Annotated in this window: 22 protein-coding genes and 1 pseudogene; 15 read left to right on the top strand and 8 right to left on the bottom strand. The window is 70.4% G+C overall.

Annotated elements, in window-relative coordinates:
• Positions 1-309: hypothetical protein (locus OEB96_RS34610; RefSeq protein ID WP_266221123.1), on the bottom strand; the 309-nt coding region annotated here is incomplete at its 3' end.
• A gap of 311 nt (positions 310-620) precedes the next feature.
• On the opposite strand from OEB96_RS34610, the gene OEB96_RS34605 reads away from it, so the two are divergent.
• From OEB96_RS34605 to OEB96_RS34595, 3 genes are read left to right on the top strand one after another with little or no spacing between them, the layout of a single operon-like run.
• A complete protein-coding gene (locus OEB96_RS34605; RefSeq protein ID WP_266221122.1) occupies positions 621-4,484 on the top strand; it encodes a chromosome segregation protein SMC in 3,864 nt (1,287 codons plus the stop codon).
• A gap of 1 nt (position 4,485) precedes the next feature.
• Positions 4,486-5,253, top strand: a complete 768-nt coding sequence (locus tag OEB96_RS34600; RefSeq protein WP_266221121.1) for a queuosine precursor transporter — start codon at positions 4,486-4,488, stop codon at positions 5,251-5,253.
• A gap of 57 nt (positions 5,254-5,310) precedes the next feature.
• Complete coding sequence (locus OEB96_RS34595; RefSeq protein ID WP_266221120.1) at positions 5,311-5,931, top strand: Uma2 family endonuclease; 621 nt, start codon at positions 5,311-5,313, stop codon at positions 5,929-5,931.
• 14 nt (positions 5,932-5,945) lie between these two features.
• Here the strand turns inward: OEB96_RS34595 and OEB96_RS34590 are convergent, their stop codons facing one another.
• The 7 genes from OEB96_RS34590 to OEB96_RS34560 all read right to left on the bottom strand — a co-directional run bounded on the left by OEB96_RS34590 (position 5,946) and on the right by OEB96_RS34560 (position 11,576).
• Positions 5,946-6,947 carry a lysylphosphatidylglycerol synthase transmembrane domain-containing protein gene (locus OEB96_RS34590; protein ID WP_266221119.1) on the bottom strand — a complete coding sequence of 334 codons (1,002 nt, stop codon included), beginning with the start codon at positions 6,945-6,947 and terminating at the stop codon, positions 5,946-5,948.
• Positions 6,944-8,029 (bottom strand): lysylphosphatidylglycerol synthase transmembrane domain-containing protein, encoded by a 1,086-nt coding sequence (locus OEB96_RS34585; protein WP_266221118.1) that lies wholly within the window; start codon positions 8,027-8,029, stop codon positions 6,944-6,946. Before OEB96_RS34585 ends, OEB96_RS34590 begins: the two co-directional genes overlap by 4 nt.
• A 101-nt stretch (positions 8,030-8,130) precedes the next feature.
• Complete coding sequence (locus tag OEB96_RS34580; RefSeq protein ID WP_266221117.1) at positions 8,131-8,439, bottom strand: YfhL family 4Fe-4S dicluster ferredoxin; 309 nt, start codon at positions 8,437-8,439, stop codon at positions 8,131-8,133.
• 45 nt (positions 8,440-8,484) lie between these two features.
• Positions 8,485-8,946 carry a roadblock/LC7 domain-containing protein gene (locus OEB96_RS34575; RefSeq protein ID WP_266221116.1) on the bottom strand — a complete coding sequence of 154 codons (462 nt, stop codon included), beginning with the start codon at positions 8,944-8,946 and terminating at the stop codon, positions 8,485-8,487.
• A complete protein-coding gene (locus OEB96_RS34570; protein WP_266221115.1) occupies positions 8,943-9,884 on the bottom strand; it encodes a hypothetical protein in 942 nt (313 codons plus the stop codon). Before OEB96_RS34570 ends, OEB96_RS34575 begins: the two co-directional genes overlap by 4 nt.
• A gap of 208 nt (positions 9,885-10,092) precedes the next feature.
• Complete coding sequence (locus OEB96_RS34565) at positions 10,093-11,250, bottom strand: DUF3570 domain-containing protein (protein WP_266221114.1); 1,158 nt, start codon at positions 11,248-11,250, stop codon at positions 10,093-10,095.
• Positions 11,251-11,321: 71 nt separating this feature from the next.
• Entirely contained in the window at positions 11,322-11,576 is a 255-nt protein-coding gene (locus OEB96_RS34560; protein ID WP_266221113.1) for a DUF4266 domain-containing protein, read from the bottom strand.
• Between the two features lie 128 nt (positions 11,577-11,704).
• Between OEB96_RS34560 and cmk the strand changes: the two genes are divergently transcribed.
• From cmk to OEB96_RS34500, 12 genes and pseudogenes are all read left to right on the top strand, one after another.
• Positions 11,705-12,469, top strand: coding sequence for a (d)CMP kinase (gene cmk, locus OEB96_RS34555; RefSeq protein ID WP_266221112.1), 765 nt, complete (start codon positions 11,705-11,707; stop codon positions 12,467-12,469).
• A 173-nt stretch (positions 12,470-12,642) separates the two neighbouring features.
• A complete protein-coding gene (locus tag OEB96_RS34550; protein ID WP_266221111.1) occupies positions 12,643-14,385 on the top strand; it encodes a 30S ribosomal protein S1 in 1,743 nt (580 codons plus the stop codon).
• A gap of 436 nt (positions 14,386-14,821) precedes the next feature.
• Positions 14,822-15,325, top strand: a pseudogene (gene ribH, locus OEB96_RS34545) (6,7-dimethyl-8-ribityllumazine synthase); the annotation flags it as partial.
• A gap of 98 nt (positions 15,326-15,423) precedes the next feature.
• Positions 15,424-15,969, top strand: a complete 546-nt coding sequence (locus OEB96_RS34540; RefSeq protein ID WP_266221110.1) for a transcription antitermination factor NusB — start codon at positions 15,424-15,426, stop codon at positions 15,967-15,969.
• Positions 15,962-16,879 carry a M17 family peptidase N-terminal domain-containing protein gene (locus OEB96_RS34535; protein WP_266221109.1) on the top strand — a complete coding sequence of 306 codons (918 nt, stop codon included), beginning with the start codon at positions 15,962-15,964 and terminating at the stop codon, positions 16,877-16,879. Before OEB96_RS34540 ends, OEB96_RS34535 begins: the two co-directional genes overlap by 8 nt.
• Before the next feature lie 89 nt (positions 16,880-16,968).
• On the top strand, positions 16,969-17,391 hold the full coding sequence (locus OEB96_RS34530; protein ID WP_266221108.1) for a response regulator: 423 nt from the start codon (positions 16,969-16,971) through the stop codon (positions 17,389-17,391).
• Complete coding sequence (locus OEB96_RS34525) at positions 17,388-19,664, top strand: chemotaxis protein CheA (protein ID WP_266221107.1); 2,277 nt, start codon at positions 17,388-17,390, stop codon at positions 19,662-19,664. Before OEB96_RS34530 ends, OEB96_RS34525 begins: the two co-directional genes overlap by 4 nt.
• Positions 19,654-20,238: a chemotaxis protein CheW gene (locus tag OEB96_RS34520; protein ID WP_266221106.1), complete on the top strand. Its 585-nt coding sequence runs from the start codon at positions 19,654-19,656 to the stop codon at positions 20,236-20,238. The genes OEB96_RS34525 and OEB96_RS34520 overlap by 11 nt, the downstream gene beginning before the upstream one ends.
• Entirely contained in the window at positions 20,235-20,843 is a 609-nt protein-coding gene (locus tag OEB96_RS34515; RefSeq protein WP_266221105.1) for a chemotaxis protein CheW, read from the top strand. The genes OEB96_RS34520 and OEB96_RS34515 overlap by 4 nt, the downstream gene beginning before the upstream one ends.
• Positions 20,840-21,553: a DNA-binding transcriptional response regulator gene (locus tag OEB96_RS34510; protein WP_266221104.1), complete on the top strand. Its 714-nt coding sequence runs from the start codon at positions 20,840-20,842 to the stop codon at positions 21,551-21,553. Before OEB96_RS34515 ends, OEB96_RS34510 begins: the two co-directional genes overlap by 4 nt.
• The gene (locus OEB96_RS34505) at positions 21,550-23,547 is read left to right on the top strand and encodes a HEAT repeat domain-containing protein (protein ID WP_266221103.1); all 1,998 of its coding nucleotides are present in this window, start codon (positions 21,550-21,552) and stop codon (positions 23,545-23,547) included. Before OEB96_RS34510 ends, OEB96_RS34505 begins: the two co-directional genes overlap by 4 nt.
• The gene (locus OEB96_RS34500; RefSeq protein WP_323137463.1) at positions 23,544-24,410 is read left to right on the top strand and encodes a CheR family methyltransferase; all 867 of its coding nucleotides are present in this window, start codon (positions 23,544-23,546) and stop codon (positions 24,408-24,410) included. The genes OEB96_RS34505 and OEB96_RS34500 overlap by 4 nt, the downstream gene beginning before the upstream one ends.
• Positions 24,411-24,425 lie beyond the last annotated feature (15 nt).

Genomic DNA, 24,425 nt, shown 5'->3' with positions numbered 1-24,425 from the left:
CTTCGGCTCGGCTTCGGGCTTCGGCTCGGCTTCGGCTTCGGGCTTCGGCTCGGCTTCGGGCTTCGGTTCGGCCTCGGGCTTCGGCTCGGTCTCGGGCTTCGGCTCGGCGTCGGCTTTCGGCTCGGCCTCGGCCTTCGGCTCGGCCTTGGCTTTCGGCTCGGCCTTCGCGGGCTGCTTTGGTGCGCCATCACCCAGGGTCTTCGTGGCTCGGTCGCCCTCCCCCAACGCCTTGGGCTTGGGCCGAAGCACGAAGAAGAGGACGACGCCCATCCCCAGAAGCGCGATGACGATGAGGAGTTCGTTGCCCATCACGAGCGTTGGAGCTATCGCCGCGAGGCGACGAACGCAAGGGGGATCTCGCGCGAGATCTCCGACCGCGCGATCTCCTTCCCCAGGCCGCCGCCGATCCCCGTTCCGAGAGATCGCGTCCAGGGCCGCTTCCGCTGGCTCAGGAGGCTCACGGCGGGATCTCGCCGGCCCGGTGGTCGAGGCCCCCCAGGCGTCCGATCCTGCTCACCGGCGCGCTCGAAGGTCTTTTCTTGGTGGGTCCCAGGGTGCTATCCGAGGTCCGCGCTCGGAGACGATCTCCCGATCCGATCTCCCGTGTGCTCGCTGCCCCCATGAAGCTCCGGAAGATCGAGGTCGTTGGCTTCAAGTCCTTTGCCGATCGCCAGCTCGTCCAGGTCGACGAGCACGTCACGGGCGTGATCGGCCCCAATGGCTGCGGCAAGTCCAACATCGTGGACGCCGTGCGGTGGTGCATGGGCGAGCAAAGCGCCAAGCACCTGCGCGGAGCCGGGATGGCCGACGTGATCTTCGCCGGCTGTGCCACGCGCGGCCCCGCGGGGATGGCGGAGGTGACCCTCACGCTGGAGAACGACGGCCGCGCGGTGGCCCCCGGAGCGCTCGATCTGCCCGAGATCGCCATCACCCGGCGCCTGTTCTCCGACGGGACCAGCGAATACCTCATCAACAAGGTTCCGGGGCGCCTGCGCGACATCACCGAGCTGCTGATGGGGACGGGGGCCGGCACCAAGGGCTACTCGATCATCGAGCAGGGCCAGGTCGGCAAGATCGTCAGCAGCAAGCCCGAGGAACGGCGCCACCTCATCGACGAGGCGGCAGGGATCACCCGCTTCAAGTCGCAGAAGGCGGCCGCGCAGCGCAAGATCGAGGCCACCCGCACCAACCTCTTGCGGGTCAACGACGTGGTCAGCGAGCTCGAGGGGCGGCTCTCGACCCTGCGCCGCCAGGCCCAGAAGGCCGAGCGCTACAAGAGGTATCGCGAGGAGCTGCGCGACCTCGAGCTCTGGATCGCCAGCCACAAGTTCCTCGAGCTGTTCGCCACCGGGCGCGTGCTGCAAGACCGCCGCGAGGACCTGTCGCAGCAGGTGGGCGATCTTCGGCACACGATCGCGGCCCGCGACGCCCAGATCGAGGCCAAGCGCGCCGAGCTGGTGCAGACCGAGCGCCGGCTGTCCGAGCACCAGCAGCAGGTCTACGACCTCGACAACCGGGTGCGGCTGCTGGAAGCGGAGGACGACTACCGTCGGCGCGAGCGCGAGGGGCTGCGGGGCAGCGCCGCCCAGGCCCGGGCCGAGGCCGAGGCCGGTGAGCGCGGGCTGCAGGGCGTGGAGGAGGAACTGTCGCAGGTGCGGGCCGCGGTGCGCGAGCTGCAGGAGGCCGGGGGCGCGCATGGCCTGCGCGGTCGCGTGGAGGCCCTGCAGACCGAGCTGCACCAGGTGGAGGCCCGCTTCGAGGGGTTGCGCCACGAGCTGGCCGCCGCGCGAGAGGCCAAGGAATCGGCCACGCGGCGCCTGGCCGCGGCCGGCTCGCGCGTGGGGTCGCTCCAGGAGGTGACGTCCGAGCTGGGGGCGCGGGCCGAGGCCGCGGCGGCGGTCTGCGAGGCTTTGCAGGCCCAGCACGACGGGCTGAACGAAGGGCTGCAGGGGGCCGAGCGGGCGTTCCTGGACGCCGAGGCCGAGGTGCTGCGGCTCCACGAGCGTCGGGGCGAGATCGATCGCGAGCGCGCCACCCTCAAGTCCCAGGTGTCGGCGGCCGAGGTGGAGCTCGACACCCAGCGGGCCGAGGTGCACCGCTGCCGCTCGCGGCTGCAGTCGCTCCAGGAGATCCAGGGGCGCTACCGCGGCTGTCACAGCGGCGTGCAGGTGGTGATGGAGCACCGCGAGGAGCTCGCGCAGCCGCAGCTGGGGGCGGGGGCGGGCGGGATGGAGTCGCGTTCGGTGCCGTCCCCGGTGCTGGGCATCTTGGCCGACTTCGTATCGGCGCCGCAGCACCTCGAGGCGGCGGTGAGCGCCGTGCTGGGTGAGACGCTCGAGGGGGTGGTGGTCGAGGAGCCCGCGGTGGCGGCTCGCGGCGTCGATCTACTCAAGCGCCTGCAGGAGGGGCGCACCACCTTCCTGCCCCGCCGCGCGCGGACCTCGGAGGCCGCAGCGCGCGTCGAGGCCGAGCACGCGCCCGGGACGAGCCTGGGCTGGTCTCGTGCACCCATGGGGACCGGGGCCATCGAGGTGGTCGATCTCTCGGACCAAGCCGCGCCCCCGACCCTGGGGGCGATCGAGCCCGCCGTCTCCACGACCCCGACCGAGACCGGAGCCGAGGCCGAGGCCGGTACGGTGATCACGGAAGGAAGGGCCCCGGCCACGGGGCGAACCTCTGGACCGTCGTGGAGCGATCGCCCCGGCGTGCTGGGGCGGCTGGCCGAGCTGGTCGACGTCAGCGGCGAGCTGGCGGCGACGGCTCGCGAGCTCATCGGCGATACCCTGGTCGTCGAGGATCTCGCCCGTGCGCTCGAGCTGTGGGCGAACGCGGATCGGGCGGAGCGTTGCCCGCTGGTCACCCTCGACGGCGATCGTCTCGAGCCCTCGGGTGTGATCGTGGGGGGCTCGCCCACCGCGCTCGACTCGGCGCTCCTCCAGCAGAAGCGAGAGATCCGCGAGCTCGAGGGGATCCTGGCCGAGCTCGAGGAGGCATTCGAAGCCACGCGGCGGCGGCACCTGATGCTGGCCGAGCGCCAGGCGGAGGTCGAGCGCGCGCGCGAGCAGAGCGAGGCCGACGTGCTCGAGGCCGAGAAGGCCAAGCTCGCCCGCACGCAGGCCCGTGCGCAGCTACGGACCGACATCGAGCGCGTGGCGGCCGAGCTGCGCCGCAAGACGGGCGAGCGCGACGAGCTCGGCGCCCAGGCCACCGCTCGGCTCGCGGAGATCGAGCAGCTGCGCGCCCAGATCGAGGCCGACGAGGCGGAGGTGGAGACGCAGACCGGCCGCGTGGATCAGGGGATGGCGCAGCAGCAGGAGCACGAGGCCGCGCGCGAGCGGATCGGGGTGGACCTGACCGAGGCTCGGGTGGCGCTGGCTCGCTGGCAGCAGCAGGCCGATGCGCTGGCCGCGACGCGCGACCGCCTCGAGCGCCAGGCCGGAAGCGAGCGCGAGCGCATCGTGCGGCTGCGCGCCACGGCCGACGCGGCGGACGAGCGCATCGCCACCCTCGAGCGCGACACCGAGGCCGCCGCGGTCCAGCGCGCGCAGCTCATCGAGCAGAGCAAGGCCGCCACCGCCAGGGTGCACGACGATCGCGAGCAGTACGACGAGCTGCGGCTTTGCGTCGACGAGCTCGAGGCCTCGCTCAAGACCCTGCGCGGCGACCTCGACGAGCACCGCGAGCGCCTGCAGCAGGTCGAGCTGGGGCTGCAGGAGATCGCGCTCGAGCGCCAGCACGTGGTGGAGGACGTGCGGCAGCGCTTCGACGTGGACGTGGCCGAGGTGATCGTCGACTTCCACCATCGCCCGCTCGCGGGGGTCGAGGCCAACGAGCGGCGCAAGGAGCTGCGTCGCATCCTCTCGCGGCTGGGCGAGGTCAACCTCACCGCGATCGAGGAGTTCGAGGAGGTCTCGAGCCGCTACGAGTACCTCAGCCGCCAGCGCAGCGACCTCGAGTCGGCGATCACCCAGCTGCAAGAGGCGATCGATCGCATCAACAAGACCACGCGGCAGCTGTTTCGCGAGACGTTCGAGGCGGTCGATGCCCGCTTCCAGCAGCTGTTTCCGCGGCTGTTCAACGGCGGGCGGGCGCAGCTTCGGCTCACCGATCCGAGCGATCTGCTGTCGACCGGCGTGGAGATCGAGGCGCAGCCGCCGGGCAAGCAGCTGCGCAGCCTCGACCTGCTCTCGGGCGGCGAGAAGGCGCTGACGGCGGTCAGCCTCATCTTCGCGATCTTCCTGATAAAACCGAGCCCGTTTTGCATCCTCGACGAGGTCGATGCCCCGCTCGACGACGCCAACGTGGGCCGCATGTGCAAGCTCGTGCGCGAGCTGGCCAGCGACACGCAGTTCATCATGATCACGCACAACAAGGTGACCATGGAGGCCTCGGACCGGCTCTACGGCGTGACGATGGAGCAGCGCGGGATCTCCAAGCTGGTGTCGGTCAACATGCGGCGCGCGGTCGAGCTGGCCTATAATTAGAGTGGCCCGCCGTCGTTTCGGGCTGGCGTCGAGCGACCCGTACCGCATCATGACCGAGCCGGAGACCGAGACGGACGATGCGCTCGACGAGCGGCCCGCCGAGCCGGTCCACGAGCCCTCGCGTCGCGATCGCGTGTTCATCGTGCTCGCGGGGATCTTCATCACCCACGCGCTGCTCGGCGAGCTCATCGGCGGCAAGCTGTTCACCGCGTTCGGCTGGGTGATGAGCATCGGGGTGATTCCGTGGCCGGTGGTGTTCGTGACCACCGACCTCGTCAACGAGTACTACGGCCCCAAGGCGGTCCGGCAGCTCACGCTGTTGACGGTCGGCCTCATCGTGTATGCGTTCGTGCTGCTGCTGGTCTGCATGCAGGTCACCGCGGCCGAGATCTCCCCGGTCAGCGATGCGGCATTCGACATGGTGTTCGGCCAGTCGATGTGGATCATCGTGGGCTCGCTGGTCGCGTTCGCGGTGAGCCAGCTGCTCGATGCGGGGGTGTTCGTGCTGCTGCGCAAGCGCACCGGGGCGCGCCTCTTGTGGCTGCGGGCGGTGGGCTCGACGGTGATCTCGCAGCTCATCGACACGTTCGTGATCATCGGCATTGCGTTCGGGCTGTCGGGCAAGCTCACCGGGGCTCAGGTGATCGAGCTGTCGCTCACCAACTACGGCTACAAGTTCCTCATCGCGCTGGGCACCTTGCCGGTGATCTACGCCGGGCACGGGCTGCTCGACCGGTACCTCCGCGGCACCGACGAGGGGCCGCGCTGACGGCGCTGGCCGCTCGCGGCCCATGCTGGTGAGGGTGTGGGGTATACTGCCCTGGCGATGACCGCCGAGGCCGTCCTGCTCGAGCCCTACGAGGCCCCGCGAGAGGATCACTACGTGGTGTTGCGAGGGGCTGCTTGGGCCGACTACCAGCGGCTCCAGCAGGTGCGGGGCGACCAGAGCGCGCCGCGGATCACCTACGTCGAAGGGGTGCTGCAGATCATGAGCCCGTCTCGCACCCACGAGTCGATCAAGTCGTACATCGGCCGCTCGGTGGAGGAGTACTGCCTCGAGGCGGGCCTGGAGTTCGATCCCTACGGTTCGTGGACGATCGAGGACGAGGCGCTCGCACGCGGGGTGGAGCCCGACGAGTGCTACGTGTTCGGGGAGGTGGAGGCCCCGACGCGACCCGATCTCGCGATCGAGGTGGTGTGGACCTCGGGGGGGATCGACAAGCTCGAGGCCCATCGCGGGCTTGGCGTACACGAGGTGTGGTTCTGGCGTCGTGGCGCCATCACCATTCATGTGTTGCGCAACGGGACCTACGAGACCTCGGAGCGCAGCGAGGTGCTGCCGGGCATCGACCCGGTCGAGCTGGCTTCGTTCCTCGACCGACCCACGGCCTCGAAGGCCATCCGGGACTATAGGGCCGCGCTTCGCGCTCGAGCGGCCGAGCCCTAGGCTCTCGCCTCGCTTCAGGCCGACGGTCGGGCTCGTCGCCATGGCCACGACAGCAGCGACAGGATCCCGAAGTTCACCGACATCATCAGGCGGGTGGCCGCCATGAACACCACGATGGACGCGGAGTCTTGTCCGAGCTGCTCGAGCGCGGCGACCCATCCTCCTTCTTGCATGCCGAGGCCGCCCGGGGTGATGCCGACGAGCCCCGCGAGCTGGGCCAGCGGGGCGGCCATCACCACCACCAGTCCAGGGAGCAGCACGCCAAAGCCCGCGCCCGCGCCCCAGTACTGCACCAGGATTCCCGAGAACCGCAGCACGCCAAGCGCCACGATGCGTCCCGAGAGCTGCACGGTCACGCCGGGGGCCTGCGGCAGGGGCAGGGCGCGATCGCGGGTCCGGAGCCGACGCAGCCAGCCATAGGCCCAGAGCGCCAGGCGGACCAGCGGGTCGAGCAGGGGGATGGTGGCGGCCACGAACACGAACACCAGGATCGCCAGCGAGCTCCATGCCGACAGCCACGGGGGGAGCCGCTGCAGGTGCACGACGAGCGCCCACCCCAAGAGGACCAGCGGCAGGAGCAGGTCGAGCAGTCGCTCGAGCACCACGGGAGCGATGAGCTGCCCCAGGCGGGCCTGGTTGCCCGCGGCCTTGAGCGCGGCGCCGCGACCGATCACGTCCACCAGCACGGTGGGCAGCACCTGGCCGATCACGCGGGTGAGCGCGAGGTAGTGGAAGTAGATCCCGTAGGGCAGGTGGCTGCCCCCCATCATCTCCGACAGCAGCTTCCAGCGGGCGGCGGTGACGAGGTTGGCGAACGCGCTGCCCAGCACGCTCACCATCAACCACGGCACCGACAGGTGGATCCGATCCTCGATCTGGTCCCACGAGGGGGCGACCCAGTGGATGATGCCCGCGAACAGGGCCACGCCGAGCGCGAGCTGGGCCACGCCCTTGGCGATGGCGCGGCCGTGGCCGCGGCGCTCGGGGGCGTCCGCCGAGGGGTCGGGCTCGGTCACGACGAAGGCTCCGTGGGCGGATCGGGCGTGGCCGGGGTGGCGCGGCGATCGAGCACCGCTCGCCAGTCGAGCCCGAGGCTTCGCTGCGACCACCAGCCCCCCAGCACGATGGTGCCCAGCTGCACGACGTAGAGGTAGAACGCGAACGTGCTGCCGTCGTCGTGGATGGTCCGACCGGGGAGCACCATGTGCAGGCCCAGCGCCACGCCCGTCTGGAAGATCCCCAGCTGGGCGGGCCCACCGGGCACGAGCAGCGCGATGTTCATCACCGCCATCACCAGCACCGCATCGGCGAGCCCGAGCGGCAGATCACAGCCATGCGCCAGCACCCACATGCCCAGCGCGTTGCTCCCCCAGTAGAGCAGCGTGAGCCCCACGAAGGCGAGCAAGGCACCGCCGCGGGGCAGGGCCGCCAGGCCCTGGGCGACGCCGTGGCTCAGCTCGGCGGCCAGGCGGCCCGCCCGGGGCAGGACTCGGCCCACCGTGGCGTCGAGCAGGCCCCCCATGGCTCGGGGCCAGCGCGCCATGAACACGAGCCCCAGCAGCGCCACGCCGAACAGGGCCATGACCCCGGTGGTGGCCTGCTGCAGCGCAGCCAGCTCGGCTCGTCCCTCGCGGCCGGCCGAGGCGGCGAAGAACAGCCCGCAGATCACCAGGCCATCGAGCACGCGCTCGATCGCCACCGTGCCCAGGGCGCGGTGCATCGAGACGTCGCTGCGCTGCGCCAGCAGCAGGGGGCGGGCCAGCTCGCCCAGACGGAAGGGCAAGAGCGCAATCCACATGTATCCGGCCAGGCTCACCCGCAGCGTCACCGACAGCGGTACGGCCGACAGCGGTCGCACCAGCACATGCCAGCGGCCCGCTCGCAGCAGGTGATAGGGCACGAGCGTGCCCAGGAACACGGGCAGCGCCCAGGCGGCGATGGTGAGGTCCTTGGGGATCGCACGCAGGTACGGCCACAGTGCGGCCGCGAATGCGACCGCGAGCAGCAGTGACAGACCGAGCCGCAGCCACAGCCCGCGGCGCGAGCGCTCGACGGACTCGAGATCGCCCGGGGCGATCGGAGGGGCAGGGGAGGGCACGCCCGCGGGAGCTTACCCGGCCTTGGACGGCGGATGAACGATGGTCCGTACGCGTGCGGATCGCGATGCAGGGATGGCGAGCCAGACGCGGCGGGCGCGGGTCACCTCGCCTTGCGAAAGTGCGACAGGTCGCTGGGAAGCACCTTCAGCGCGGGGAAGGACTTGTGGGGGTGCAGCTTCACCGCCCGCTCGAGCAGCACCGCCTCGGTCTCGACGTGATCGGGATCGGGCACGCAGCACTCCACGGGACACACGCTCTGGCAGGCCTCGTAGTCGTGGAAGCCCACGCACTCGGTGCACAGGTTGGGATCGATGACGTAGGCGTCATCGCCCTCCGAGATGGCCTCGTTGGGGCACTCCGGCTCGCAGGCCCCGCAGTTGATGCACTCCTCGGTGATGTGGGTTGCCATGGCAGGCTAGAGTCTTGGAGGCCGCCCGAGGGCCGTCAAGCCCCATCACGTGAGCAAGTGCTCGACCGTGCTGCGCACCGCTTCGAAGTGATGGAGCCCCTGTGCGACGTTGGCCTCGTGCTGCATCATGAAGGCCAGCGTGTAGTCCAGCCCCACCGGCCCCGCGATGAGGTTGGTGCGCCCCTCGAGCAGCACCACCGCGGTCCCGAGGTCGTGCTTGGCCGCGCTTGCCTGGGTCAGGGACACGATCTGCCCCAGCTGCGCGCCCATCAGCTGCACGTCCATCTCGGTGATGATGGTCTCGTCGAAGACGTAGTCGATGGGGTAGCCATCGTCGTCCACCAGCACCGCACCCATCGAGCCGGGCACGATCATCAGGTTCTCGAGGATGCGCCCGAATTCGCTGCGCAGCGCGCTCTGCACCCGCCGGGCGAGCTCGAACGAGCCCGTCTGCCGCCGGGCGACGTCGAGGAACGCCCCGGTGGCTTGTCGTCGTCGCGATCTCACCCGCCGTCCTCCGGCATGCCGGCCACGCGCACGGTCCGTTGCCGCCGCAGCTCTTCCAGGCGTTGGCCCAGCTGGTCGGCCCGCCAGGGGTCGAGCACCGCCTCGCGCACGATCCGGTCGGTGGCGGGATCGTCGGCGAGCTGGGCGGGCAGGCGTTGCTCGACCTGCACCACGTGCAGGCCGGCAGGGGTGAAGAACGGGACCGAGCGCCCCGGGACCGCAAGCCGCTCGATCTCGCGGGTCCACGCGGGTGCGAACCTCGGCTTGGTGCAGGCGCCGGCGTCGTCGTGTTCCTCGCACGCGCGTAGCTCGAAGCCCCCTGGTCGCGGGAAGGTGATGTGCAGTCGTGGATCGTCACCCGGGCCGGACAGCTCCACCTCGCGCTTCATCAGGCGGCAGGCCTCGTGGTCGTCGACCGGGACGTTGCGATCGATCCGGGCCAGGACCGGGGCGAGCGCCTGGCTCGCCGCCTCGCGCCACGCGGGGTCGGCGGTGATCGCTGCCATCTGGTCCTCGTCGGTCACGTTCGGGGGCTCCACCACCACCTGGCACAGGCCATGGACCTCCGGGTGTACCATCCGTGGGTCGGCCCGCGCTGCCGTGAGACGACGATCGTCGTCCGGGATGTCCTGCGGGCCATGAGCGGGCTCGAAGCGCTCGGTGAGCCAAAGGCGCGCCAGTGCGGCCCGGCGCAGGTGCTCGGCGCGGCGAGGGGTCAGCACCGGTCCGGGGTCGGCGGCCCGGCGGGCGTGGTGCTCACGACCCGCGGCGACCAGGCGCAGGGTATCGAGCGCCCGCGCCCGCGCCTCTTCGGGGGACAGCCCGTCGCGCGCCGCGAGGTGCTCCACCACCGCGGCATCGAGCACGAGCTCCCCCACCTCGGCCACCGGGCGCGCCGCCCTCGACTCGTGGCCACCGCACCCAACGAGCACCAGCACCAACGACCACGCGCCCAGGACCCAACCCCCAGCCCACGATGGGGCGAGCGAAGCCGAATGCGGGCGGGCGCAACCCCCAGCCCACGGTGTTGCGAGCGAAGCCGGATGCGGGCGGGCGCAACCCCCAGCCCACGATGTGGCGAGTGAAGCCCCCCTGGGGGGGCAGCTGCACGTTGGCTTGCCCCGAGCCGGATGCGGGGGGGCCCAGCTAGAACGCCAGCGAGAAGGCCAGCGCGCCGAGGCGGGCATTGCCGTAGCGGTTGCTCTGGAAGACGTGGTTGTAGGTTGCTTCGACCCAGCCGTTCTCGAGCCAGTCGAGGTATCGGATGCCGGCGAGCGCGTCGAGCTCGAACACGACCTGGACCCCGGGGGTGTGGGAGTGCCACGCGCCCAACTTGGGATCGGCGGTGGCGAACTCGCCTTCGGTCGTGCTGCAAAAGAACTGGCTGCCATCGTCGAGATCGTCGCCGGGGCTGTCGAGGCAGATGAAGGATGCCGACTGCCGATAGTACCGGTAGCGCGCCCGAAGGCGAAGGTGCGGCAGCGCTCGTACGTGCACCCGGGTGTCGATGGCGTGGCTCTTGATGAGCCACGAGTCGGTGGTGAAGCGATAGCGTGGCTCGAGCACCACGGGAGAGCGCGGGATCATCCAGCGCGCTCCCCCCGTCAGCGCCACTTGCGTACGTTGCAGCGGATGGATCTCCACCTCGGAGGTGGGGATCTGAGCGCCCCGGTAGGGGTTGTCCTGGGGCCCGAGGGTGCGGGCGACCTCCACCGAGGCCAGGCCCAGCAGCGTCTCGTGCCAGGCGTGGGCGTAGCCGCCCGAGACGTAGTGCACCTGGCGCAGGTTGGTGCGGGCTCCATGCCCGGTGGGCTGGCACAGCGCGATGTCCACCGAGCCGCCGCACCAGGGCAGCACCACCATGGTGTTCATCTGGATCCGCGAGACGCGATCGAAGTTGTAGGCGTAGGCGAGGCTGAGGGTGAGCGAGCGCTGCAGCAGGTCGCGCGAGGCCGAGGCGCCCGCGCTGCGCGAGATGTAGTCGGTCTCGGTCGAGTAGCGGAAGAACCCCCCGAGGCCCCAGTCGCCGAGCCTGGACGATGCGCGCCCCAGCACCTCGTGGCGGATCTCGGTGAAGACCTGGTCGCCGCCGGTCACCTCGGCCGCCCCCGAGGCGATCGAGGCGGAGCTGATCGCATCGAGCACGTACGCGGTGCCCAGCGACAGACGCTCGTCGGGTACGTCGACCTCCACGTCGACGGTGGGCTGGAGCACCCGGGTGGAGGCCTCGCGGTAGTAGTTGCCGCGCACGATCACGCGGTCTTCGCCCGCGCCCGGCCGTGGAAGCAGCCACAGCAGCAGCACCGGGAGGAGCTGGAGCGAAGCGATCCAAGAGCGGCGCCACGGTCCGCCGGGCCGCCGGGCCCGTGCGCGGCTCAGCCGCAACCGCATCCGCCTCCCGCGGCGCCGTGTCCTCCAAAGCCCGCCTCGCGAGCCGCTTCCACGTGGGTGTGCCAGACCTCCTCGGAGGCATCGGTGGCGGGCGTCATCTCGGGCTTGGACAGCTGCTGACGCTCGGCGGGGCTCACGGTCACGCAGCCGGTGAGCAGGGCCATGCCCACGGAGCCGCCCAACACGACGATGCGGAGGCGGGTCACGGGCGCGGTGCACCAGACGTTGGGCTCGGGCATCGGGGGCCAAGCTGCCCCAAGGCACGGCCGCCGGGCAAGCGCCCGCCCCGTCGCGGGGCACCGCCCCGTCGCGCGTGAGGAAAGCACGCCTTGCCCGAGTCGAGGGCTCGGTCTTAGCCTCGCGCCGCATGAGCGCGCCATCGCACGCCGACCAGCCCCTGCTGATCGTCATCGATGGTCCCGCGGGCGCGGGCAAGACCACGATCGCTCGTCGCCTGGCCCGTCACCTGGGCCTGCCGCTGCTCGACACCGGGGCCATCTATCGTTCGCTGGCCCTCACGGCCCGACGTCGTGGCGTGGCCTGGGACGACGAGGCGGGTCTGGTTGCCCTTGCCGACGCCTTGCCCATCCGCTTCGGGGGCCTCGGCAGCTTGGCCGAGCCCGACGCGCCGCACGACGTCCCCCAACGAGACGTCCCCCAAAGGGTTTGGCTGGGTGACGATGACGTGACCGAGGCCATCCGCACCCCCGAGATCTCCGAAGGGGCCTCGCGGGTCTCGGCGCTGCCCGGCGTACGCAAGGCCCTGCTCGGGCTGCAACGCGCCCTCGGCGCTCGCGGATGCGTGGCCGAGGGCCGAGACATGGGGACGGTGGTGTTCCCCCATGCGCCCCACAAGTTCTTCGTGACCGCCGATCTGCAGGCACGCGCGGCCCGACGGCAGGCCGACCTCGTCCCCTCCGAGCCGGGGGCGATGGGGCAGGGGCCCTCGCTGTCGGCGGTGCAGGCCGAGCTGCACTTGCGTGATGCGCGAGACTCGGGGCGGGCCGCCGCGCCGCTCGTCCGGGCCGAGGATGCGGTGCTCATCGACACCACCTCGCTGTCGCCCGAAGGCGTGCTCGACCTCATGCTCGAGGCGCTGGGGCTCGGCTACGGTCGGGGCGACCGCGGTTGACCGCCCCGACCAAACGCCCTACCTTCGCCGCTCCCACGACCGGCAGCACGTCTCGTCACGGCCGGGTCCTCGTCACGCCGATGCGTGCGAGGCAATCGTCCGGCGAGGCGTGCCGCGAGTCGCGAGGATTCATCCGTCCATCCACCCGAACGTCAACCCCTACAAACCCCATCATGAGTCACTCAGTTTCCCCCGCTCTCGGTGACGAGAGCTTCGCCGACATGTTCGAGCAGACGACCCTGGAGACCCCCGAGATCAAGGAGGGCTCCATCGTCAAGGGCACCGTCGTCGACATCATCGGCGACTACGCGGTCGTCGACGTGGGCCTCAAGGCCGAGGGCCAGGTCCCCCTCCGCGAGTTCCGCGAAGAGGACGAGTCCGTCGAGGGCGGCCTGACCGAGCCGATGGTCAACATCGGCGACGAGGTCGAGGTGCTGCTCGAGACCGCCGAGGACCAGAACGGCCTGGTCATCCTCTCCAAGGAGAAGGCGCGCAAGCGCAAGGTCTGGGACGAGATTTCCAAGGCCGTCGAGCACGATGGCCTGGTCACCGGAACCATCACCGCCCGCGTCAAGGGTGGTCTGGCGGTGGTCCTCGCCGGCGGCGTCAAGGCGTTCCTGCCCGGGTCGCAGGTCGACCTGCGGCCGGTCCGCAACCTCGACGCCTTCATCGCGCAGGACTTCGAGTTCAAGATCATCAAGTTCAACAAGAAGCGCGGCAACATCGTGCTGTCGCGTCGGGTGCTGCTCGAGGCCGAGCGCGCCGAGATGAAGGAGGAGACCCTCGGCAAGCTGCAGGAGGGCCAGATCGTCGAGGGTGTGGTCAAGAACCTCACCGACTACGGCGCCTTCATCGATCTGGGTGGCATCGACGGCCTGCTCCACATCACCGACATGAGCTGGGGTCGGGTCAACCACCCGTCCGAGCTGTTCCAGGTCGGCGACAAGGTCCAGGTCAAGGTCCTCAAGTTCAACACCGACAGCGAGCGGGTGAGCCTGGGCCTCAAGCAGATCACCCCCGACCCGTGGATCAACGCCGAGGAGAAGTACATCCCCGGCACCGTGGTCCAGGGCAAGGTGGTCAGCATCAAGGACTACGGCGCCTTCATCGAGCTCGAGGAGGGCATCGAGGGCCTGGTGCACGTCTCCGAGATGTCGTGGACCCGCCAGATCAAGAACCCCAAGCAGATCCTCAAGATCGGCGACGAGGTCAAGGCGGTCGTGCTCGACATCGACGTCTCGCAGAACCGGATCTCCCTGGGCATGAAGCAGCTCGAGGAGAACCCCTACGAGAAGGTGGTGGAGAAGTACCCGCCCGGCACGGTGGTGCAGGGCATCATCCGCAACATCGCCGACTTCGGCGTGTTCGTGGAACTCGAGCCCGGCATCGACGGCCTGGTCCACATCACCGATCTCTCGTGGACGCAGCGGGTGCGGCACCCCTCGGAGCTGTTCAAGAAGGGCGACGAGGTCCAGGCCATGGTCCTCAACATCGACAACAGCGGCGAGAAGCCCAAGATCAGCCTGGGCATCAAGCAGCTGCAGCAGGACCCGTGGGACCGGATCCCCTACGACTACCCGATCGGCAAGATCATCGAGGTCAAGATCCTCAAGCTCGCCGAGTTCGGGGCGTTCGCCGAGATCGAGCCGGGCATCGAGGGCCTGGTGCACATCTCGGAGATCACCGACGAGCGGATCGAGGATCCCGCCCAGGTGCTCGAGCCCGGGCAGGTCCAGCGCGCCGAGGTCATCCAGATGGACGCCGCCGAGCGCCGCATCGGCCTGTCGATCAAGAGCGCTCGCCGCCAGGACGAGCTCGCCGACGCGCAGGGCTTCCAGAACGCCAGCCAGGCCGGCGCCACCCTGGGTGACCTGATGTCCGACAAGCTCCGCCAAGCCACCAGCGGCAAGGACTAGGGTTGTCGTCCTTACCCCCCGCAGCCAGCGAGCTGCGGGCGGGCACCCAGCTTGCCCCCCGAAGGGGGGCATTGGTGAGGCCGACCGGGGCGCTGTAGTTGGCTCGCCCCGCGGCCAGCGAGCTGCGGGCGGGCACCCAGCTTGCCCCCCGAAGGGGGGCATTGGTGAGGCCGACCGGGGCGTTCTACTTGGCTCGCCCCGCAGCCAGCGAGTTGCGGGCGGGCACCCAGCTTGCCCCCGAAGGGGGGCGCTGTACTTGGCTCGCTGCGACTGCCTTCGGTGAACGATCAGCCAGTGTGCTCCCCTACGGAGGGCACACGGTTGGGCCGTTCGGAACGCATGACTCCGTGGCGATGCGGGGCGATGGAAGGTGCTGCTTGATCGGCCCCAGGGGCTCGCGGTATCTCGGTCGCTCCGGTTCATCATGGCCATCCCCATGGACGATGTTCGCGTTCTCGAAGGTGACCTCGACGCCAGCGGAGCGCGTTTTTGCATTCTCGTTGCCCGCTTCAACGCATTCATCACCGAGCGGCTGCTCGAGGGGGCCGTGGATGCACTGGTGCGACACGGCGCGAAGGCAGCGGACATCACGGTGGTGCGCGTGCCGGGCTCGTTCGAACTGCCCCACGTGGCGGCCAAGCTGCTCGCCGGCGATCCAGCCGAGCATGGCGTCGATGCCCTCGTCGCGCTGGGCTGCTTGATGCGTGGCGACACCATCCACTTCGACCTGATCGCGAGCGAGGCCACCAAGGGCCTGGCCGCGGTCGCAGCCTCGACCGGCGTGCCCATCGGCTTTGGCGTGCTCACCACCGACACGCTCGAGCAGGCAGTGCACCGCGCGGGCGCCAAGCACGGCAACAAGGGGGCCGAAGCAGCGCTGGCCGCCGTCGAGCAGCTGTCGCTCCACCGGGCCATCGATCGGGCCCGCACCGCCTCGGCACCCGAGCGCGGCTCACCCAAGGCCAGCCCATCGCGGGGGTCGCGGCCGTCTCGGGCATCGCGGCCGTCTCGGCCGTCTCGGCCCTCTCGGAAGGACTCGTGACGGACGCGCCATCACAGGCTCTCGCCTCGAGCCGCTCCCGAGGAGCGGCCGACACCGAACCTCGCGACGAGCGGGCTCGGGGGCGCGAGCTGGCCCTCCTGGCGCTGTGCCACCTCGAGTCCTACCCCCCCGCCGAGCACGGCGAGGCGCTGGAGCTGCTGTGGGGCAGCCCGCCGCGGGGCGACGACGAGCGCGGGAGCTCGTTCGTGACGCTGGTCCGCGACCCCGACGCGCATCGGTGGGCGGTGGCGCTCCTTCGTGACCTCGTACCGCGGCTGGACTCGCTCGACGCGGTGCTCTCCGAGACCTCGGTGCGCTGGCGGATCGATCGCATGGCGCAGGTCGACCGCAACGTGCTGCGCCTGGTCGCATTCGAGCTGGAGCAGCGGCCGCAAACCCCACGGGCCGTGGTCCTGGCCGAGGCCGTTCGCCTCGCTCGACGCTACGGCAGCGAGCGCAGCGCGGGCTTCGTCAACGGCGTGGCCGAGGCCCTGGCCCAGCGCCTTCGGCCCGCCGTGGCGGCCGCGGAGGGGGATGGCTGAGACCAGCCCCGCCGACATCGCGGTGGCTCCCCTGTCGCGGGCGCTGCTCGATGGTGTCGACGATGGAGGCACGCGACGCCGCGTCGATCTCGGCGTGCTGCCGTGCTTCGAAGACGAGCGCCCGCTCCAAGGCCTGTCCGGGCTGGTGGACTGGCGCACGGGCGGAAGCCTCTCGGCGCTGCTGCGATCGGGACTCTGCACGGGCGCGGCCGGCGAGGCGGTGCTCCTTCCGGGCCGTCCGATCCTTCCAATGGAGCGCGTGGTGCTGCTGGGACTCGGGTCCTCGCGTGCGTTCGATCGCGCGGCCGCCGAGGCGACCGGCGAGCGGTTGGTGGCGCTCGTCGAAGGGCTCCGGCCCCACGACGTGCTGGTGGCCATGCCCGGGCGCGCCCCGGAGCGCACCGTGGTCGAGGCGATCTTCGAGGGGCTGACGCGAGCCCTCGCCCGACGGCTGCCGCGAGATCTCGACGCCCGGGCCCAGCTCGCGGCCAAGGCGGTGGGGGACGAGTCCTCGGGCCCCGTCCTCGTGGAAGACCCCGTCGCTTCGCCCATGCAGCCCTCCGGACCATCGCCGGTCGCGGCCCAAGTTGGAGCCGGTCCGCGGCCCATGTTGGCCCCCGCCGTGGAGGCCGACGACCCCCGCGTCGGGGGAGAGCCTACGGCGACGATGGCCGGGCCCGAGCGCTCGGCCGGTGGCGGGGGGGCGACCTCCAAGCCCGAGGCCGTGAGCCGCGAAGGATCCTCGCGCGGGTCGGCCCCCAAGGAAATCGGGCCGGAATCGGGGAGATCGAGCCCCTTGCACGGCCCTCGTCGGTGGTGGGTGGTGGCCGATCCCCGCCACGAGGCCCGGCTGCGGCGCCTGCTCGAGGGACCGCCCCGCGCCGCCGAGCCCAGCTCGATGGGTGGGTGAATGGGGGTCCACGCGGGTAAGCGGGGCACTTGCGACCACTGCCCACGAGGGGGCACGGGGGATGGCGGCGGGTTGGTATACTCCGCGCGATGCCCGACAAGGTGCTCGTCGTCGAAGACTCGCGGGCGATGCGAGGCTTCGTGAGCTCGATCCTCGAGGCCACGGGTGAGTACGAGGTCATCGAGGTCGACAACGGCTTCGATGCCCTGCGCGCGTTGCCGCGAGGCGACTACGTGCTCATCGTGACCGACGTGAACATGCCCGACGTCAGCGGCATCGAGCTGACCAAGTTCGTGCGCGGCAACGCCAAGTACAAGTCGATCCCGGTGGTGGTGATCAGCACCGACAGCGCGAGCAAGGATCTGCAGCGAGCCAAGGATGCAGGAGCCTCGGACTTCTTGGCCAAGCCGTTCACGGCCGAGGATCTGCTCGCGGTCATCGCTCGAGCCCGAGTCGCCGCCGCCGGCCAGTCGAGCCCCGGCCCCGGTCAGGAGTCGGGGGACGAACCATGACGGGGCGCGATCGCCCGTCATCCGAGTTCCTGTCCGAGGCGCAGGACGTCATCGAGGAGCTGTCGCGCAACCTGCTGGAGCTCGACGCCCAGCAGCGCGCGGGCCAGCAGCACGACCCCGACCTGCTCAATGCCGCCTTTCGCTCGATGCACACGCTCAAGAGCCTGGCGGCTCTGTTCAACGCCGACGCGGTGGAGCAGCTCGCCCACAGCCTCGAGAGCACCCTGGATGCGCTGCGGCTGGGCAAGATCTCGCTCGGTCAGCACGCCCTCGACGTGCTGTTCGAGGCGGTCGAGACCTTTCCCCGGATGCTCGACGAGCACCACGGGCCGGTCGACATCGATCCGCTGCTCGAGCGGATCCTGGGACTGGTGCGGGGAGAGGACGCGCCCGGGTCCGAGGTCGACGTGTTCGCGGGGATCGACCCCTCGATCCTCGGCGTGCTGACCGAGTACGAGGAGCACCGCCTGCGCGAGAACATCCGCATGGGCCGGCGGCTGTTCCGCGTGCATGCCTCGTTCGATCTGCTCGCCATCGACGTCGGCATCGAGGCCCTCAAGGGCAAGATGAAGGTCTTCGGCGAGGTCATCACCTACCTGCCGAGCGCCGACGCGTCCTCCGACGACCGCATCGACCTCGACATCCTGCTGGGGTCCGAGCGCCCGCTCACCGAGATCTCGGATGGCGTCTCGGAGGACGGGGTCACGGTTCACGAGCTGGTGTCCTCGCCGCAGCGGCCCAGCCCCGCGCCGGCCCCCACGCCGCCGCCGGCGGTGACTCCAACGCACGCCAAGGCTCCGGCGCCCACGAAGGCTCCGCCGCGCACGAGTGCCGGTGGCATCGAGGTCCAGGCCCTCGAGGACACCGATCCCGATCCCTTCCCCGACGACCTCACGATCCCCGAGAAGTCGCGACCTTCTTCGGCCCAACCCGAGTTCGAGGACGAGGCCGAAGCCGAGGCGATGAGCCTGCGCAGCCTCAGCCAGACGGTTCGCGTGGACCTGTCGCGGCTGGACTACCTCATGAACCTCATCGGCGAGCTGGGGGTCGTGCAGGCCAACTTCGGGGGCAGCCTCGAGCAGCTGCGGCTGCGCGAGGGCAGCAGCGACGTGCTGCGCGACCTGCAAGGACACCTGCGCACGATGTCCCGCAAGCTCTCGCTGCTCCAGCAGGGTCTGCTCGACGTGCGCATGGTCCCCCTGGGCCAGGTGTTCGATCGGCTCGCGCGGGTGGTCCGCAAGCTCGGGCGCGAGTCCGGCAAGGAGATCCGCCTGGGGATCTCGGGCTCGCAGACCGAGCTCGACAAGCTCATCGTCGAGGAGCTGTCCGATCCGCTGATGCACATGATCCGCAACGCGATCGATCACGGCGTCGAGTCCCGCGAGGAGCGGATCGAGGCCGGCAAGTCGTCGGCCGGCAAGATCGACCTGCGGGCGTTCCAGCGTGGCAATCGCGTGGTCATCGAGGTCGAGGACGATGGCCGCGGCATGGACTGGCGCAAGATCCGGGAGAAGGCGATCCGCAACGGCGTCACCACGGCCGAGCAGGCCGCCGAGCTCGGGGCGAGCGACGTGATCGACTTCATCTTCCTGCCCGGCTTCAGCACCCGCGACACGGTCACCAGCACCAGCGGCCGCGGCGTGGGCATGGACGTGGTCAAGACCAACATCTCGCGCCTGTCGGGCATGATCGACGTCGACACCGTCCTGGGGCGGGGCACCAAGTTCTCCATCACGTTGCCGGTGACCCTGGCCATCATCCAGGCCCTGGTCATCGAGACCTGCGAGCAGACGTTCTGCATCCCGCTGAACTCCGTGCTCGAGTCGATCATGGTGCGCGAGGCCGACATCGTGACGGTCGAGGGGCACGAGGTCATCTCGCTGCGCGGCCGCACGCTCCCGCTGCTGCACCTGTCGCGGATGTTCGATCTCTCCACCGACACCACCTATGCCGACCCCGAGCGGATCTACGTGGTGATCGTGGGCCTGGCCCAGCACCGCGTGGGCCTGGTGGTCGACGAGCTGGTGGGTCAGCAGGACGTCGTCATCAAGCCGCTGGGGGCGGCGCTGCGCTCGGTGCCCGGGATCGCGGGTGCGACCGAGCTGGGGGCCAATCGCACCGTGCTGCTGCTCGACGTCTCGACCCTGGTGGACGAAGCCCTGACCCGCGCCGATCTGGCGGTGGCCTCCGGTCCCGCGGGCTCCGGGCCCTCGCTCCCGGGATCGGGGTCCGCGGGATCCAAGAAGGAGGCTCGCCCCTACCATGGCGCGTGAGAGCAACGACCTTTGGGGCTCGCTCGCCGGCGGCGAGACGATGGCCACCGAGGAGGACTACGAGCACGGCTACAAGCGCGAGGTTCGGCAGGACCTCGAGCAATACGTCGCGTTCAAGGTCTCGGGTGAGTGCTACGGGCTCTCCATCTCCCAGATCAGCGAGATCTCCAAGGTCTTCGACACCACGCCCGTGCCGCGCACCTCCGACTTCGTGATCGGCATCGGCAACGTGCGGGGGAGCGTCATTCCCATCATCGATCTGGCGCTGCGGCTGCGGCTGCGGCCCCGACCGCTGAGCCGCGACGCCCGCATCCTCATCGTCCGCCACGAGGACGAGCTCTATGGTCTGCGGGTCGACGAGGTGCTCTACGTGGTGACGATCGCCCCCGAGGAGCTCGAGGAAGCCCCCGGGGCGATCGCCGGCGCGCGGGGCGAGTACATCAAGGCCCTCACTCGACTCGACGACGACATCCTCATCGTGCTCGAGCTCTCCACCGTCCTGGTGGCACGAGACTTCGTGCGGGCCGAGCTGCGGCCCCGCGCCTTCACGTCGACCAAGGGAGGCCGGGTATGAGCACCATCAAGACCGGGCAGCAGTCGTCCCTGGGCCGCCGCTTGCGGGGCATGGTGGGGACGGGCGCCGACGGGCGCAGCTTCGACGACGAACGCGGCGACTCCGATCACGACGAGCTCAAGCTCGCGGGCTTCTTCGTGGGTGGGGCGCTCTATGGCATCGACATCATGCGGATCAAGGAGGTCATCCAGGCGCGGCCCTACCCGGTGCGCCCGGTGCCCCATGCGCCTCGGATCGTCGAGGGCGTCATCCAGCTCCGCGGCGTCGTGATCCCGGTCATCGATCTGCGCAAGCGCTTTCGTGCCGCCTTCGAGGAGGAGCTGACGCGGCTGAACAAGCTCATCATCGTCAGCGTGCGCGGGCGGATCGTGGGCCTGCGGGTCGACCGGATCGTGGGCGAGCTGCGGGTGCCGGCCGGGGCCCTGCGCCCCGCGCCCTCCATGCTGCGCGGCGACGTCGAGGGCGACGAGCAGGACTTCTTCAGCGGCGTGTGCCGGGTGGGCAACGAGATGGTGTTCGTGGTCAACCTCGAGACCGTCATCGATCCGACCCGGGGCACTCGGACGCCCGTCAAGCCCCCGCCCGCGCAGGAGTCCTCGCCATGAGCCAGCCGCGGATCTTGTTCGCCCACGAGCGTCGTGGGGTGGCCCGCGCCGTGCAACGCGTGCTCGAGCGCGAGGGCTTTTCGTTCGAGCACGCCGCCGACGGGGTCACCTGCGCGCGGCGGCTGGACGAGGTGCGGTGGGCGGGTCTGGTGGTCGACGTGGCGCTGCCCTTCGCCACGGGAATCGCGGGCTACGAGCTGGTCCAGCGCGCCCGCGACCAGTGGCCCGATGCCGGCGCACAGGTGGTGATCCTGGTCGCGTCGGTCTATCGCCACACCAGCTACAAGCGCCGGCCCACGCGGCTCTATGGCGCCGACGACTACGTGGAGATCCACCACCTGTGCGATCAGCTCCCGCGCAAGCTCTACGAGCAGCTGAACGTGCCGGCCATGCCTGCGGTGGAGCAGGCCGAGGCCGAGGCGCGCGAGCAGCTGAGGGTCGAGGGGGACACCCGCATGGACGACCAGCATGCCGATCAACGGCGGCTGGCATCGCTCATCGTCGCCGACATGGTGCTCTACAACGGGGATGCCATTCACGACGCCGGGGACCTGGCCGAGGCCGAGTCCGCGGTGGCCCCGGATCTCGACATCGCCCGCCAGCTGTTCGCCCAGGTGGTGCGGGCCGAGGGTACTGCGGTTCCCGGTGATCCGATCGGCGAGGCGTTTGCGTCGCTGATGGGCGCCATGGGGCGAGGAGGACCAACATGAACGCCCTTCCTGCTGCGCTCGATCGGGCGCTCGCGGAGCTGTCGGCCAAGGCCTGGCGCGAGCGCAAGGCGGCCATCGAACGCTTGCATGGCTACGTACGGAGCGAGGTCGAGCTCAACGTGCTCGAGTCGCTGGCCGAGCACTTGTTCGACCTGTTGCTCGGGGATCAGATCGATGCCCGGGCTGCGGCCCACGAGGTGCTGGTCACCATGGGGGACCGCTGCCTGCGCGTGCTGCACGAGCGCCTCGACACCGCTCCCAACGGCCCGCCGCGTCGCATGCTGGTGGATCTGCTCGGGCAGATCGGCGATCGACGGCACGTGCCGCGGCTGGTCCTCATCATGGACGACGCCAGCGCCGATCCCAACCTGCGGGCATCGGCCGCCGCGGGCTTGGGGCGGATCGGGGGCGCCGAGGCCGAGGGAGCGCTGCGCCGCTTGCTGGAGGATGGCTCGGAGATGCTGCGGGTCTACGCGCTCGATGCTCTGCGAGCGGCCAAGGCCCAGGTTCCCGTGGAGATGATCGAGCCGCTCGTCGACGCGGCCTTCACCCGCAAGGGGTCGGCTGCGCTGCTGGGCCTGTCGGGCGATGCGGGGGCGCTGCCGATCCTGCTGCCGCTGCTCGACGATCCGATGGCCGGGGTCCGGGCCGAGGCGGCTCGATCCTTGCTCGAGCTCGGCGAGGGGCTCTCTGCACGGGGCCGACCGGGGCTGGTGCGGGCGGCGGTCCGGCGGATCGGCGCCACCACCCGGGCCAACCTGCGCGATCTCATCGGCCACGACGATCGCGACGTGCGAGCGGCGGCGATCCATCTGGCGGGGCTGGCCGGCGATGCCGAGGCCGTGGCGCCCGTGCTGGCGGTCATGGACGATCCGCTGCTGCAGGAGCGCGGCTTGTCGCTGGTCGCGGAGCTCGGCGATGCGGCGGGCGAGGCGTTGGCCAAGGCGGTGGGTCAGGTCGAGCCTGCACGGCGCGAGCACCTGTTTCGCATGGTCACGGCGTTGCCCGCCGCGGCGCTCTCGCGGGCGCTGCTCGATCAAATGGTGGCCGCGCTCGAGGATCCGGCCGAGGAGGTGGCCCAGGCCGCGGCCGAGGCACTGGCCGAAGCGGGGACCCGCGCCGCGCTCGGGGGCCTCTACCGGACCATGGCCAACCCCGGTCGTCTGGGAGAGACCGCCGCCGATGCGGTGGCGGCCATCGTCATGCGTCATGGCGAGGGGCACGACGACCTCGACCTCCTCGTGGGCAGCGCGTGGCCGCAAACGGGCGCGCTGGCCCGCAACCTGTCGCGCGTGGTGGGCAAGCTGCGATCGCCCGCGCACGTGCCCCACCTGGTCTCGTTGCTCGGGTCCCCCGACGTGGGCGTGCGGGTGGCCGCGGCGGCGGCCGTGGGCCAGGTCCCGGGCGATCACGAGGGGGCCAACGCGCTGTCGTTTGCGCTGGCCGACGAAGAGGCCCAGGTGCGGGCCGCGGCGTGTCGCAGCCTTGGCCTGCTCAACGCCGGCAAGGCGGTGCAATCACTGTTGAGCGCCACGACCGATCCCTCGCCCATGGTGCGGGCGGCGGCCGTCTCGGCGCTGGTGGCCCTGGACAGCCCGGTCGCGCTGGCGCGGCTTCGCGCCATCATCGTCGAAGATCCCGTGCCCACCGTCGTGGTGCAGGCGATCGGCGGTCTGGGGCACACCGGGCTCGATCAGGATCTCACCATGCTGATGAGCCTGTGCACGTCCGAGGACCACGAGGTGGTCAAGGCCGCCGCGCGGGCGCTCCAGGGCTTCGATGCCCATCGGGCCACGGCCGCGCTGCTGGGGCTCTTGTCCCATGATCGTTGGGACGTGCGCTGGGCCGCGGCCGAGGTGCTCACCGCGCGGCGCGACCTCACCGCGCTGGGGCCTCTGCGGGCCAGCGTGCAGCGGGAGACCGATACGCTCGTGCGCGAGGTGCTCGAAGACGCCATCGCCAAGCTCGAGCAGAGCCAGGGGGATGCCGAGTGACTCGGGGCTCCGACTTCGATCCGCTGGGCCCTCGGGTCCAGATGACGGAGGAGGAGGCGCGCCTCGTCCAGGAGATCATCCACGAGTACTGTGGCCTCTCCCACGGGCTCGACTCGACGTTCTTCCTCGAGCGCCGCCTGGGGCCACGCCTGGATGCCCTGGGCCTTTCGAGCTACCGCGAGTACTACCATTATCTACGCTACGACCCCGCCGGGGCTCGCGAGCTCGAGGACCTCGTCGAGCGCATCACCACCCACGAGACCTACCTCTTCCGCGAGGACTACCAGCTCCAGGCGTTCCGCGAGGAGATCCTCCCCGACCTGCACCATCGCTTCCAGCGGCGCAAGCGCTTGCTGGTGTGGAGCGCGGGATGCTCCACCGGCGAGGAGGTCTACACCATCGCGATCCTGCTGCGCGAGTCCAAGCTCTTCGACGACTGGTTGATCCGGGTGGTCGGCTCGGACATCAGCCGACAGGTGGTCGCAGCAGCGCGCAGGGGGGCCTACGGGCTCTCGAGCTTTCGAACCACCACCGATCGCTTCCAGAGCAAGTACTTCCGCGAGCAGAATGGTAAATTCTATGTGCGGGACGACATTCGCGCGATGTGCTCATTCGGCCAGCTGAACCTCCTGGCCACCGAGCGCTTCGACGTACTGGGGCGCTGCGATGCGATCTTCTGCCGCAACGTGCTCATGTACCTGTCCCAGGACGCGCGTCATCGCATCGTGGAAGCCTTCTTCGACACCCTGAACCCCGGGGGGTACCTCCTGCTGGGGCACTCGGAGAGTCTGCTCAACGTCACGACTCGCTTCGATCTGGTGCACCTGTCCAAGGATTTGGTCTACCGTAGACCGAGCGAGTAAGCCCGGTCGCCCCGG

The sequence above is a fragment of the Paraliomyxa miuraensis genome, from assembly GCF_026337845.1.
Taxonomy (GTDB): Bacteria; Myxococcota_A; Polyangia; order Nannocystales; family Nannocystaceae; genus Paraliomyxa; species Paraliomyxa miuraensis.
Note: the sequence above shows the minus strand (reverse complement) of the source record. Positions and strands in the feature narration are given on the sequence as shown.